Raw genomic sequence first — 13,251 nt, 5'->3', positions numbered from 1 at the left:
AAATGACAAAAGGAATTAAAATTGTAACCATTGGCGGAGGTTCAAGCTACACGCCGGAGCTTGTTGAAGGATTTATTAAGCGCTATGACGAGCTGCCTGTACGAGAGCTTTGGCTAGTAGATGTAGAAGAAGGAAAAGAAAAGCTAGAGATTGTTGGAAACCTGGCAAAACGAATGGTCGAAAAAGCAGGAGTCCCAATTGATATTCATCTTACGTTGGATCGAAGAAAAGCGTTAAAAGATGCCGACTTTGTCACTACACAATTTCGCGTAGGATTGTTAGACGCAAGAATGAAAGATGAACGAATTCCGTTAAAATATGGCGTGATTGGGCAAGAAACAAATGGACCGGGCGGCTTATTCAAAGGGCTGCGCACAATTCCTGTGATTTTAAGTATTGTGAAAGATATAGAAGAACTATGTCCAAATGCGTGGCTTGTAAACTTTACGAATCCAGCTGGTATGGTGACAGAAGCCATTTTACGCTATAGCAATCATAAAAAAGTAGTGGGCTTATGCAACGTGCCAATAGGTATTCGCATGGGGATTGCTAAAGCGCTAGAAGTAGACGAAAGCCGCGTACAGGTTAGCTTTGCCGGGTTAAATCATATGGTCTTTGGATTAGATGTCTTTTTAGACGGAGTGAGCGTGAAAGATCAAGTGATTGACGCCATGGCAGACCCGACGAATGCGATGTCTATGCGAAATATCAAAGGAGTTTCATGGGATCCTGATTTTATTAAAGGCCTAGGAGTTATTCCATGCGGCTACCACCGCTATTACTATAAAACAAACGAGATGCTGCAAGAAGAACAAAATGCAGCTGAGCTCGAAGGCACACGGGCTGAAGTAGTGCGCGCGTTAGAAAAAGACTTATTTGAGCTCTATAAAGATCCTAATCTTGCAATTAAACCGCCTCAGCTTCAAAAGCGAGGAGGAGCGTACTACAGCGATGCAGCCTGCAGCTTAATTTCATCTATCTATAATGATAAAGGCGATATTCAGCCTGTAAATACCATTAACAATGGGGCAATTGCCAGCATTCCAAATGATTCTGCTGTTGAAGTGAGCTGCGTGATTACAAAAGAAGGGCCAAAGCCAATTGCAGTTGGTGATTTACCTGTAGCTGTTCGAGGACTTGTTCAGCAAATCAAATCTTTTGAACGCGTCGCGGCCGAAGCAGCCGTTACGGGAGATTACAATACCGCGCTTGTTGCAATGACAATCAATCCATTAGTCCCATCTGATACTATTGCCAAGCAGCTCTTGGACGAAATGCTAGACGCGCATAAATCTCATTTACCGCAGTTTTTTAACTCGGTGAATGTCTAATACGTATAGTGAAAAAACCTTTGACAACGAATCAGAGGTTTTTTCATTTTTATAGTATACTTTACGTACAAAATCAACATCAAAGAAAGGTGATTACAGTGCCAAATGCATGGGATGCAGAACAAATCGTATCAGCACCGCTTGCCAAAATGCTAATCGAGACGCAGTTTCCAGAACTTGCGCCCGCTACAATTTCGCTGCTTGGCTACGGCTTTGACAATACGGTCTATCAAGTAAACGACCGGTTTGTTTTCCGGTTTCCTAGACGAGAACTCGCAGTGGGACTACTAAAAACGGAAAATCGGCTTTTACCAAGTCTTGCTTCTCAATTGCCGCTATCGATTGCAGAGCCCATTTTTTTCGGTAAGCCGAATGCAGCATATCCTTGGCCGTTTACGGGCTATCACTACGTGCAAGGAACTCCGCCTGCAAGATTAACAGAAGAAGAGCGCATACAATCTGCTTCTGTACTAGCAAGGTTTCTTCGCACGTTACATCACTATCCTTACTCAAAAGCGCAAGAGCTCAGTGTTCCGTTTGATGAGTTAAATCGGCTTGATATGATGAAGCGAAAGCCTGCGCTAGAGAAGTATGTCAAGCAAATGAAAGAGCGTAGTCTTTATTCAAAACAAGAGATTCTTGAAGACTATGTAAATGACATACAAGAAATTAAGTATCAAGAAAAACATGTACTAGTTCACGGAGATCTTCATATTAAAAACATGATTGTTGATCAAACCAACATGGTTTCAGGCATTATTGACTGGGGAGACGTTCATATTGGTCATCCGGCAGTTGACCTAGCGATTGCCTATAGCTTTTTGCCTTCTAAAGGAAGAGCGCGTTTTTTTAAAGAATACGGAAAAGTAGACGAAGAAACGCACAGACTGGCAAAATGGAAAGCCGTATTTACAACCGTAGTGCTGGTGGCACACAGTTACGATCAAGGAGACAAACAAACGCTAGAAGCGGCTCTAGAAAGCTTGAACCTGATTTTTCAAGAGTAATAAAACTGTAATAGAATTTCTGTTAAATTCCTGTATAGTTAAAAAAGGATAAAAATAAAAACAACAGGTGAAGCAAACGATGAATACAAGCCACTGGAATAAATCAGCAGCGCAGCTGCTAGAAGCATGGATACAGCTATATAAGGAAAAGGAATTTCTTATTGGAGAAACGGAATCTTTAAACATGCTAAAAGAAGAAGTAGACGGGATGGATAAAGAAAAATTTCTCTCCATAGTAGAACGTCATCTGCAAAAAGTGTATGACGAACTGGAAAAAGAACGGACAGAGTACAACATGAACAACAGTGAATATACAATGGTGACGTTTCTTTCAAGCGACTATCCGGAGTACATAAAAAAGCGTCAAAGCAATATGAGACAGATTGAACAGTTAACAAGCATACATAGAAGTGTTACAGAGCTTTTCGGAAAAGAACTTTCTTCCGAAGCGGATATGGTGGCGTTTAGAAATGACTTTTTTCAACTAACAGAAAAACATGCTAACACGTCATCGTTAAAAGAAATGAAGGAAAACTGGAATACGTATTTGTCAGCGTTCGTTGACTTTCAAAAAAAGCATGAACATGTAAAACAAGCGACAGCCACAGTACTTGAAGAAGACAAGAGTTTAAAGCAAGAATGGCATCAGCTAAGCAAAAATAAAGTAGTGACCAAACAAAAAACGACCGCCTTTCGCACAAAGCAGCATGAGCTAAATGAAAACATTCGAAAAGCCACAACTGCACAAAAACAGTTACTCGAACTGCACTGGCCTGATGTTTGCAGCCAGTTTGATGCGCTACAAGAAAAAATGAGTAAGAGTCTTTTTACTGTACTGAAAGAAACGGAACATGGTATAGAAGTCATTTGCCAACATGATGCCAATGAACACGCCAAGTTAAAGCAATCACTTACCGACCTACATGCAGTCCACAAAGTCGACGCTCATCAAACGTGGTTAGCGGCTTTTATTAAAAAATCACGACCATTTTTTAACGAACTGAGTGAAGATATAAAGGCTACTCGATGTCGAGAACTGTGGAACCGAATTTACGGCATGTATAAAGGAATAGCAGTAAACGAGTTTATTGTTACCTACGAAGAATTTTTAGCACTTCAGCCGCTTAATAGTATAAAAAGCACGGAGATGCCAAAGCCGTTAGCTCGGTTAAAGGTAGATATAGAACCTGTTACACTGCCATCCTACGCAGACTTTCCCGTGCTCAAAAAGCAGCAATCATCACGGCGCACTTTTCCTATTTTAATAGGAGGAGCTATCGTCCTTGTCTTGTTACTGACGATTGTATATATGAATCGTGACAATCAAACGGCAGAAACAAGCTCAGATATAAAAGAAACGACCAGCACGACGTCGTTAAAAAATGAACAGCCTAAGCCAGATGCTGTAAGCAAAACGGATCTTGAAAACTTTTTTATTTCCTATAAAGCCGCGTACTTTTCAAGTTTAAACAGTGGAGACTTTAGTGGGATGGCACCCTATATCGACTCGAATCACCCAGTGTATAAACAGCTGAAAAGCTACATCACATCACTCGCCGGCAAAAACGTATCGTTTGCTAACGATCAATTTTTAGTGACAAAAACAGAGTCACATGGTGACGGAACCTACAGCATTTATACAAACGAAGTATACACGTTCACTGACTCATATGACGCGAGCACGCAGTTTAAGAAAGAACGAATTTACCATGTGAAAACTGCTGGTAAAGACAAACTTCAAATTACTAAAATTGATACATTAACAGATGAGCAGAAGCCGGTGGAAGAGTGAATGGTTTTTGAGAGATTATGAATAACCGCTAGTTCCTTTGGAGCTAGCGGTTGTTGTGGTTGGAGTGGTTTTTTCCTTTTTTTGTAGAGCGGTAGGAACTATTTGTGAGTCTTTCATTGATTAAGTTCATGCTTCTTCTAGTAGAATTATGGTAGTATCGAACATGTATAAAATATAGGTCGTAACATAAGTAAAAGGAGGTGCTATGATGAAAAAACGCACCAAAACAGTTAGTGCAGTCATTGCTGGAGCTACTATTTTAATAGGAGGTATATGGATGATAAATGAAACCGGTTATCCAAACGTCCCCGCTTTTAATGATTACTTTACACGAGAATTTTTAGAAAAAGATAAAAAAGTAGATGATGGATTTTATGAGTTTAAATCGAAGACAGGGCAGTATACGATGTGGTTTCCAGAGGAGTATCAGTTAATTCATGAAAATAAAGAAGACTATGCTATCAACGGTCAGTTTTATGAGCGATGGGTAGCTTCTTCCGAAAATTTCTTTAATAATAAAAATGAAATTTCATACATGAACGTAGAACTGGCAGAGAAGGTAAAAGAAAATGAGGAGGTAAATGTAGAGAGTCTGTTCAAAAAGAACCTACATGTGAATCAACCAAAAAAGATAGAAACAGCGCATATCAGTATATATTACGATTCAGCATATACATATTTTAAAGGAACTGAAGAAAAAGTTGTAAAGAACAATATTAAGTATGTTCCAAATACATACGTAGCATATATAGCAGATAAAAATACGAATAAAGTAATCGAGCTTTATTACAAATATACTGGAGATCATTTAACAGATAAACAAGGGGAAAAACAAGACAAGTTGATTGTGAAAATGCTGAAAAGTGTAAAGTTTTAATAGGGGAAACGAGCAAGAATAAAAAAGCACGATTATAATAACGAACGAATTGTCATGATCAGCTAAAATATAAGGGTTTATCTGAAAGAGGAATTTGTGTTGATAAAACAACAAATTCCGTATTTCAATACTCTTCTTAAAAAATATTAACACTTCCAGTTTTTTTCAATGAAATGAAACGCAGGTCGTAAATTAGTTTTATTAGCAATTGAAATAAGAGCGGGAACAACCGAAGGATCTGTTTTAGAGAAATTAGGAATCCGCGGATTTAACCGGAAAAACTGATCGCCTAAAAGCTCAGAGCTGACCATTGATTCATAGTAGCTCGATCCACCAGAGATAATCTGAAGAAATGGCAGCAAGGGTTCATTAGGAGACCGGTCTAAAAGCACTCCCCAATTTGGCGGAAGGTCCTCCATATCTTCAGGTCGTATGTTATCGGCACTAACCATTCCCCATCCCTTGGTATCTCTTCTTAATTGAGTGGGCTGCTCACCTGTTCCGATGGACAATACGGCAATTTGATCCAACGGCTGCTTTGCTTTCCCTACTGCAAACGCGATACTAGCTGTACTGGTATTAGTTGCTACTGTATACCCATCCACGTAGTTTTGATAAGCTCTTTGCGTTGCGGGAGCAGCGCTGCTCCTAAGTATTACGTCACTTGCTTTTTCATTAAGATAGGGAGAACCAGGAAAATTATGAAATAACACAGGATTCCAACGATTCAGCTCCGGTGAAAATAAGTGAAAGGATGGCACAACAATTCGTTTCTTTAAGTCTCTAAGGCGAAGGTCTCGGGGGAAAAACGTTCGTATGGCTTTAATAAAACCAGAATAGGGTAGTTGTTGGTTAAAAACAGGTCCGCCCGGTCGGGAAACGCTGAACGCCGGTAAGATGTAATCTTTGAAAAACTGAAACGTCTCTTCTGGTGATCTTCCGCTTGCTAATGCAAGAGCAGTGAATGAACCAATTGAATTTCCTGAAAAAACATCGGTTTCACTAATTAACTTCGGGTTTTGATAAGTCAATCTATTCAAAAGCTGTAAACTTAAAGCACCTAAAGTACCGCCTCCATCAAAGGTCATAATTCTATATTTTGTCAAAGGTGATTTCTCCTTTCGAATTCCATGAGAGGTATCATTCTGTATATGTTTATTTAATGTGCTGTAGAGGTATGAGTATCTCTTTTACTGATTATTTGGGAGTCAGATTATGCAGGTGATAATGGTAAGAGTTAGACAATAGATCCCTATGAAGTCTAAATAAATAGGAGGTTTTATAAATGGGCGAAGAGCTTTATTGAGGAAATCTTGAACTAAAGCTATTTGTTGAAGAAATAAATATGTTGAAGGTAGCCATAAGTTAAATCCAGGAGTAAATAAAGAGGCCTTAAAAGAGCTTGAACTGAAGTTTAATATTCAATTCCCTCAATATTATAAACATCATTTTTATCCACAAAATGGAAGTGTTCTTCCTTGGGGATATACGGAGAATGGTGACGAATTATATTGGCTAACTGAAGGGAGCCCCACCGAATGGAAAGTGGTGGTGTATGAATCTAGATTGCCTGAAAATTATATTTACTCACTGTCCATGACCGGTTTTTTTATGTAAAATCATTACAAAAAAGTTAGCTTGTGATGCATTTCTAGATGATTTTCCGAGTGATGCTGCTACATTCATTTCGGTAAATGTTGAATAGGCAATTAATTGGTAGAAAACAAGACATAGGAGGAATGTTAAATTAAGATGTTGCCAGATAAATTGAACCAAGCTCTTGAAGGGGAAATATATATACGTGAAGGTAAAGCTGCAGTAAAGGATGCTTTATCACGGCTAGAAGTAAAGGTATCCCAAACCTTCACAGAATTTTATAACCGGTATGCTCGGCCATTCTGGGAAGAATACGTACCTTTTGAATTACTCGATTTAGTAGATCAAGAAAATAACATTGAAGCATATACGCTTATTTCCCGAAGAGAATACGGCTTTCCTAAACAATATCTGATTTTAAGTGAAATATCAGCTAATGCCGCACTAGTGCTTGATGCTTTAACCTATAGCGTGTACATAGTTAATTTCGAAGGAGGAGACGAGCTGCTGTTAAAAGGAGAATTAGAGGCAACGTGGCCTACCTTTTCTGATTTTCTGCAATCCTATTTTAATTGTTAGGTATGGATTTTAGCGGTTATATTCCGTGTGAATGGGACGGAGAATATCGAGTTGGAAATATAGTTGTATATAAGGTAGGGGGAAGCTTTTGAAACATGTAATGAAACAATATTTTAAGAAACTAACGGGAAAATGGGAAGAGTTCAATGGAACGTTGCCTTTGATTTCTTGGAATGAAGAAGCAGATGCACATATTTATGTAGGTTCTCAAGACGAAGAAGGCTATATAGCGTGGAAGCCTCTAGAAAAGTATGAAAATACAAATTTTCAACAGTTTGAACAAGAAATAAACGTGATACTTCATAATGATGTAAAAGCTTATTTTAACGCGTATTGGTTTCTTGAAATGATTGGATGGGTGTCTCAGTATAATATTAACTTATATCCTGTCATTCCCGGTGTAGAACCTGAAACATTTTGTCAACGTGTAAAGGAGTATATTCTTGAAAAAGAAAACAGTACGTACATTCCGTTAGGTTTTGAAAGCAATGGCATGCTAGTTGTTATGAATAATGAGTCTGGAGAAATTTTCGTAGAAAACGATGAAGAGAAAAGCTATAAATATTTGTCGTCTAGTTTAAAAGAGCTCATTTCTCAGCTGGATTTTAAGTGAAATAGATATTTTGCACTTTCGCTAATCGTACACAGTTTTCACCATTGGAGTGAATCTAATTGATCATAAAAAATGTATGAACGGCATCTCATAGGAGGTAACAGCAATGGCAGATTTTGCGTTTATTAATAATGGGAAAAATAACATTTATCATGTATCTGAGCAGGAGATTTTACAAGCAGAAGAAAGAATGGGTATTCGTTTTCCTAACGATTTACGGCAGTTATATTTAGACGTTGGGTATGGATTTATTAAGGAGCCAAGTAATACGGCAATCAATAGAATTATGGGACCCAAAACGATAGCAGATGCTAAACTACGAAAAGGAATATTTGAATTCGACTTCGATTTAGAAGAACTTGACGAAGAAGGTAAACTTATTTTCTTTGAAGTGAATGAAGGAGTATACATATCGTTAGACTTAACATTACCTCATAATCCAGTCTTTTATATGGACACGGCAATCGCAGACTCATTAGAAGATTTTTTTAAGAAATTTGTAGACAATAATGAGTATTACATGGATTTAATTGAAGAGTAGAAAAAACGGTAGCTGCTACAAATAAACAGGCTATGTAATTTAAAAGCCAAGCTAGGAGAGCGATTAGAATGACAAGGATTAATGATGAGTTATTTGGAAAGCTTGAACATAAAAACAACTTTTGGCGAGGGAAAACTACGATTAAAATGTTTGGTGAAGAAAAGGAAATTCTTTTAAGCATTGATGCATACGAAAACACTAATTTTTCAAATGTACAAAAAGAAGTATTTCTTAACTTTATTCAAGATATGGAAAACATAATGAATAAGGCAGAAAAGCATATATACGATTACTATATGGAGAACTATGAAGAGTATAGAGAGATGATAGCTAATAAATCAGAAGCAGATCAGGTTGTTCCAAACATTCATTCCGTCTTAGATTTTAAAAAATTAGTGGAGCCCACGGAATTAATCGTAAGAAGAGTAAGGAAGAATGGAAAAAGAAGACTGGGTTTACTTTGCGATGTTTCTTGGGATATTGAAAATGGAATAGGAATTAAAATGGAAGATGAAGGTGTAGAAGAAGTGGGGTATCGGGATATTGTGTCGTAACGAATCTACTAGACGTTAAAGCTAACCTAATAGATAAACACAGGGGGGTGTTGGATTTGACGGATTTGCAAGTATGAATAGGAGGCTTAAAATGAGTGTAAAAGCGGCCATGACGGATTATTTTGAGAAACTGCTATATCATTGGAATGAAAACTATAACACATTTCCAAAGGCACCGTGGGATGAAGATATACATCCACTGCTATATGTAAGTGAGCCTGATGAAGAAGAGTATGTTTTTTGGAAACCAGTAGAAAAAAAGGCTGTTGAAAACTTTAGTATGATCGAAGCTGAAATTAAAATGCCTTTGCATCATTCAATTAAAGAGTATTTTAACAGTTATTTATTTTTAAGCTTAGAAGGTCTTTATCATTCGAAATATATATGCCTTGAGCCTGTTGAACCGGGTAAGGATGTACAAAGTTATTTTAAACATCTTACGCATTATGATGAAAGTCAAGGAAAGGAATTTAGATACATACAGATAGGTTTTATTTCTCCGGACGAAATGGCCATTAACATAGATAATAAGACTGGAAACGTTTATATAGAAGATTATGAAACAAACGAATTAACATTATTGGAGCATTCCCTTGAGGAATTAATAAGAAAAATAAAGCTGAAGAAATCATAGTTTATCGAGAAGATGAGGAAAGGAATAGTAAATGTGAAGCAAGCAATGGAAATTATGAAAGAAAATCATTTGAAAGGATTAGCGAAAATCTCTCGGGATTGATTAGGGGTTTATAATACAAGGCTTCATTCGGAAAAAAGAAAGAATCACAATTTGGAAAGGCGGCTCCATAAGTAATGAATAATGGTGGTAAGTTTAATACTCTAGTAGAAGAGGTCATTGAGCTATCAAAAAATTATGGCCAGGTTTCTCTAGAAAAAGAAGATGTAGATAAAATACAAGTAATATACGATTATGGTAAGGCTGAATGTCTTGCATATGAAGAAGTATATGGTGAAGAAGAATACAGTTGGAAAGACATTAGAGAATTAAAAATGAGTGACGTATGGGAGCGATATTATGATTTAACGGATGCTGAAAAAACTCGTGAGTTAGAAGGAATAGTAGAAGTTATAGCTGAAAACTTACGACAGAGCCTACAAGGTTATGATGCCTTTTTTGAAGACATCGTAGCAGATTTAAACAATTGTGCAATTAGTAGAGCGGTTAATGGTACTAAAAATAACTTCTTTGAAAGCATATTTAAATTACATAGATCCGGGTATTTGCCTTGTGGATGGTGTGGGGATTATCCAGATGGTGGAATTATTGCATATAGAGGGTGACTTCAATAGCATCATGGAAGAATTAGAGGATGTTAGTGATGCTTTTGCTTTGTCTGATGAGGATTAAGTTAAGCAATGTGTAATGAGTGTACGTATGTGTAAGTTCTAAAGGAGAGAAAATGATGAGGTATGATTTTGTTGCGGATCAAAAAGATAATCAATTTTACCCCGTATGTGAAAGTGATATTAAAGAAGTAGAAGGAACGTTAGGTTTAAAGTTTCCTTTTGAGTTAAGGAAGTTTCTGTTAGAGGTGGGGTACGGCTTCATTCAGGGGTCTGAATATAATATAAACCGTATCATGGGCCCTTCTTCAATCAGAGACGCTAGATTAAAAGTAAACGATTTTGAATTTTACCCTGATATCGAACTTTACGAAGATTTAGAAGAGGGTAAATTACTATTTTTTGAAGCTAATGAAAGTGCACTGCTGCTGATAGAAATAAGTGAAGAGCAGAACAATGCGATTTATTACGATGATATAAAGATCGCCGATTCCTTGGAAGAGTTTTTAGAGAAGGTGATGGAGGGTGATGGGTATTATTTGGGATAGTACGCCAATTTAGATAGTGATTACTTTATCCTAGGTTCATAGTAAAAGATGCGTTATAATAACTATGGGTTGAAAATTAGTTAATAAATCAAATTCATAAGATATTTGCTGAATTATAAAAGCGAATTCTTATTATTTAAAGTATACATATTTTGAGGTGGTAGTAATTGCAAACACATAATTTTATCTTTCTACAAGATAAATTTCCAAAGCTAGCAGAGCTTTGTGAAAATATTGAAGAAATCTTTTATCAAGATCCACAAACAGTACTAATAAAAGGAAGAATATTTTCAGAGGAGTTATTGAAAGAAGTCACAAATCAGCATGACGATCTATTGAGTATTGATAATTTAAGGTTAGTTGAACGAATTCAGTACTTAGAAAAGGAAGAAATTTTAACAAATCAAATCGCTCGCTCTTTTGATACAATTCGATATCTTGGTAACAAAGCATCCCATAAGTATTTAGAGTATGGTTTAGATCAAGCTTTTAAGATGCATAAGCGTCTCTTTGAAATAGCAGTTTGGTTCATGGAAGTATATGGTGATTATTCGTTTGTTGCTCCTAAATATAAATATCCTCAACCTAAAAGTAATCCAGATATAGTTAATAAATTGGAAGAAAAATTAACTTCTAGTTTAGAAGAGAAATTTGAACTTTTACTACAAGCGACAAGGGCGACTGCTGCTACGGTAGAAGTGCCAGATAAAAAACTTGAGGCACCTACAGAAGATAGAGAGTATCTAAAAAATGAAAAATTGCAAACTGCTAATTGTGAATTGAATTTTAACCTTAAAGAAGGTGAAAGCTATCTTTTGCAGGAACTGTCAAAGTTAAAAGAATCTTCGCAAGAAGCAATAGAAAACTCAAATCAATTTAGTTTATTTAAAGAGTATTTACATGTAAAGCGTTCTATACAGGATGATTTAGAAACCTCACTGCTTTCTTCAGTAACTCAAGAGAATTCAAAATTAATTTTTTTATGCGGTAGTGTAGGTGATGGTAAATCCCATTTACTTGCATACATGAAAAATAAGCATCCTGAGTTAGTAAATGAATTTGTAATTCACAATGATGCTACAGAAAGCTTTGATCCACATAAAAGTTCTTTAGATACGTTAGCTGAAGTATTGCAACCATTTAGTGATGAAAATATTGAAAGTTCCCAAGAAAAATTAATTTTAGCTATTAACTTAGGAGTGCTTCATAATTTTATTGAGTCGACGTATTGTAAAGAAAAATTTAAGATACTAGCTGATTTTATCGAAAAATGTAAAGTTTTTGAAGACTCTATGATTACTCAAAATCGTAATGATTGTAACTTTCAATTAATCAGTTTTAGTGATTATCAACCATTTGAATTGACTGATAGTGGACCTGAATCTCAGTATTATTCAACTTTGTTAGAGAAAATTATTAGTCCCTTAGATACAAACCCTTTCTACCAGGCCTATAGGAAAGATAAGGACAATAAAATTCGTGGATTTTTTATAGAAAACTATGAGTTACTTATGCTACCTCAAGTTAGAAAACATGTTGTGAATTTACTAATTCAAGTTATTATCAAACATAAAACTATCATTTCGACACGTGCACTTTTGAATTTTATTCATGATATTTTGATTCCTGCAGATGCAAATGTTGAATATTTTAATGCTGATGTAATTCAAAAAACTGAGCGTTTATTGCCAAATTTAATTTTTGAAGGGAAAGAAAAATCTCCATTATTAGCAGCTATCTCGCAATTGGATCCAATCCATGTACGCTCGAGTTTATTTGATCAAATGTTAATTGAGCTCAATAATTCAATTAATATTCGACATACATTTGAGCAGTATATTGATTTAGAATCATTAGAAGAGTGGGATTCTGAAATTAAAGAGTTAGGGGCTTTTCAAGAATTAAGTAATGCTTCATGCCAATTATTTAATAAAACATTAATTCGTTTTTCAGCATTCTTATCAAAATCAGAAAAAGAAATATTTAACAATGAAAATTATAATGATTACCTTATATATCTCTACCATTTTAATGTAGGAAACCGTTCTGGACTAAAAAAATTGTATAAGCTCTTAAAAGATTCAATTTTTCTATGGAATGGTAAACCAAAAGATAATTACATCTACATTGATAAATCAAATCAAGATATACAAGTGGCACAGTATTTAAATATTTACCCTTCTTTTTCTCATTTGCCATCTAATAGCGAAGATAAGCTAAATCGTTTTCATTTAACAATCGTGTTAGCGTATAGCGATGAAAATAAGAAAAACCCAGTCTCAATAGACATTGATTACCCTTTATACGAAATGATGGTTAACATTTCTAAAGGGTATAGACCTAATAAAAAAGATAAAGAGGATTGTATTCAATTTGTAGAATTCATTGATAAAATAATGAAACATGGGAATAAAGAGACAGAATTAATGTTTATAAATTTGCAATCAAATGCACTGTTTAAGTTAACGTACGATGAGGATTATGAAGAATTTACTTTTAGAAGGGAATAAA

General features: G+C 35.8%; 13 protein-coding genes. 12 read left to right on the top strand and 1 reads right to left on the bottom strand.

Annotated features, from left to right (window positions below; all coding sequences use genetic code 11):
- Positions 1 to 2: 2 nt before the first annotated feature.
- The 4 genes from ACMX9J_RS04710 (at position 3) to ACMX9J_RS04695 (ending at position 5,007) form a co-directional block, all read left to right on the top strand.
- The gene (locus ACMX9J_RS04710) at positions 3 to 1,331 is read left to right on the top strand and encodes a 6-phospho-beta-glucosidase (protein WP_047931442.1); all 1,329 of its coding nucleotides are present in this window, start codon (positions 3 to 5) and stop codon (positions 1,329 to 1,331) included.
- Positions 1,332 to 1,429: 98 nt separating this feature from the next.
- Positions 1,430 to 2,338, top strand: a complete 909-nt coding sequence (locus ACMX9J_RS04705) for a phosphotransferase (protein WP_416225469.1) — start codon at positions 1,430 to 1,432, stop codon at positions 2,336 to 2,338.
- Between the two features lie 79 nt (positions 2,339 to 2,417).
- Complete coding sequence (locus ACMX9J_RS04700) at positions 2,418 to 4,130, top strand: TcaA NTF2-like domain-containing protein (RefSeq protein ID WP_416225468.1); 1,713 nt, start codon at positions 2,418 to 2,420, stop codon at positions 4,128 to 4,130.
- Between the two features lie 208 nt (positions 4,131 to 4,338).
- Positions 4,339 to 5,007: a hypothetical protein gene (locus ACMX9J_RS04695; protein WP_416225467.1), complete on the top strand. Its 669-nt coding sequence runs from the start codon at positions 4,339 to 4,341 to the stop codon at positions 5,005 to 5,007.
- 146 nt (positions 5,008 to 5,153) lie between these two features.
- Here ACMX9J_RS04695 and ACMX9J_RS04690 read toward each other — a convergent pair whose 3' ends face one another.
- Positions 5,154 to 6,113: a patatin-like phospholipase family protein gene (locus ACMX9J_RS04690; RefSeq protein WP_416225466.1), complete on the bottom strand. Its 960-nt coding sequence runs from the start codon at positions 6,111 to 6,113 to the stop codon at positions 5,154 to 5,156.
- A gap of 640 nt (positions 6,114 to 6,753) precedes the next feature.
- Here ACMX9J_RS04690 and ACMX9J_RS04685 point away from each other — a divergent pair.
- The 8 genes from ACMX9J_RS04685 (at position 6,754) to dptF (ending at position 13,250) form a co-directional block, all read left to right on the top strand.
- Positions 6,754 to 7,182 (top strand): SMI1/KNR4 family protein, encoded by a 429-nt coding sequence (locus ACMX9J_RS04685; RefSeq protein ID WP_416225689.1) that lies wholly within the window; start codon positions 6,754 to 6,756, stop codon positions 7,180 to 7,182.
- Between the two features lie 88 nt (positions 7,183 to 7,270).
- Entirely contained in the window at positions 7,271 to 7,795 is a 525-nt protein-coding gene (locus ACMX9J_RS04680) for a SecY-interacting protein Syd (RefSeq protein WP_034268633.1), read from the top strand.
- 106 nt (positions 7,796 to 7,901) lie between these two features.
- Entirely contained in the window at positions 7,902 to 8,336 is a 435-nt protein-coding gene (locus ACMX9J_RS04675; RefSeq protein ID WP_034268630.1) for an SMI1/KNR4 family protein, read from the top strand.
- A 68-nt stretch (positions 8,337 to 8,404) separates the two neighbouring features.
- Positions 8,405 to 8,890, top strand: a complete 486-nt coding sequence (locus ACMX9J_RS04670) for a DUF6985 domain-containing protein (protein WP_098249503.1) — start codon at positions 8,405 to 8,407, stop codon at positions 8,888 to 8,890.
- Between the two features lie 91 nt (positions 8,891 to 8,981).
- Entirely contained in the window at positions 8,982 to 9,524 is a 543-nt protein-coding gene (locus ACMX9J_RS04665) for a SecY-interacting protein Syd (protein ID WP_098249504.1), read from the top strand.
- Positions 9,525 to 9,700: 176 nt separating this feature from the next.
- Positions 9,701 to 10,189, top strand: a complete 489-nt coding sequence (locus tag ACMX9J_RS04660) for a hypothetical protein (protein ID WP_416225465.1) — start codon at positions 9,701 to 9,703, stop codon at positions 10,187 to 10,189.
- A gap of 122 nt (positions 10,190 to 10,311) precedes the next feature.
- On the top strand, positions 10,312 to 10,740 hold the full coding sequence (locus ACMX9J_RS04655; protein ID WP_416225688.1) for an SMI1/KNR4 family protein: 429 nt from the start codon (positions 10,312 to 10,314) through the stop codon (positions 10,738 to 10,740).
- Positions 10,741 to 10,907: 167 nt separating this feature from the next.
- Complete coding sequence (dptF, locus tag ACMX9J_RS04650; protein WP_098249506.1) at positions 10,908 to 13,250, top strand: DNA phosphorothioation-dependent restriction protein DptF; 2,343 nt, start codon at positions 10,908 to 10,910, stop codon at positions 13,248 to 13,250.
- The last annotated feature ends 1 nt before the right edge of the window (position 13,251 follow it).

The organism is Priestia sp. RMT2NF4 (assembly GCF_047872835.1).
GTDB lineage: Bacteria > Bacillota > Bacilli > Bacillales > Bacillaceae_H > Priestia > Priestia zanthoxyli.
Note: the sequence above shows the minus strand (reverse complement) of the source record. Positions and strands in the feature narration are given on the sequence as shown.

Bases quoted from the DNA above. Each gene is read 5' to 3' on its own strand.
- ACMX9J_RS04695 (WP_416225467.1), top strand. From the start codon at position 4,339: ATGAAAAAACGCACCAAAACAGTTAGTGCAGTCATTGCTGGAGCTACT.
- ACMX9J_RS04665 (WP_098249504.1), top strand. From the start codon at position 8,982: ATGAGTGTAAAAGCGGCCATGACGGATTATTTTGAGAAACTGCTATAT.
- ACMX9J_RS04655 (WP_416225688.1), top strand. From the start codon at position 10,312: ATGAGGTATGATTTTGTTGCGGATCAAAAAGATAATCAATTTTACCCC.
- ACMX9J_RS04670 (WP_098249503.1), top strand. From the start codon at position 8,405: ATGACAAGGATTAATGATGAGTTATTTGGAAAGCTTGAACATAAAAAC.
- ACMX9J_RS04660 (WP_416225465.1), top strand. From the start codon at position 9,701: ATGAATAATGGTGGTAAGTTTAATACTCTAGTAGAAGAGGTCATTGAG.
- ACMX9J_RS04700 (WP_416225468.1), top strand. From the start codon at position 2,418: ATGAATACAAGCCACTGGAATAAATCAGCAGCGCAGCTGCTAGAAGCA.
- ACMX9J_RS04675 (WP_034268630.1), top strand. From the start codon at position 7,902: ATGGCAGATTTTGCGTTTATTAATAATGGGAAAAATAACATTTATCAT.
- ACMX9J_RS04710 (WP_047931442.1), top strand. From the start codon at position 3: ATGACAAAAGGAATTAAAATTGTAACCATTGGCGGAGGTTCAAGCTAC.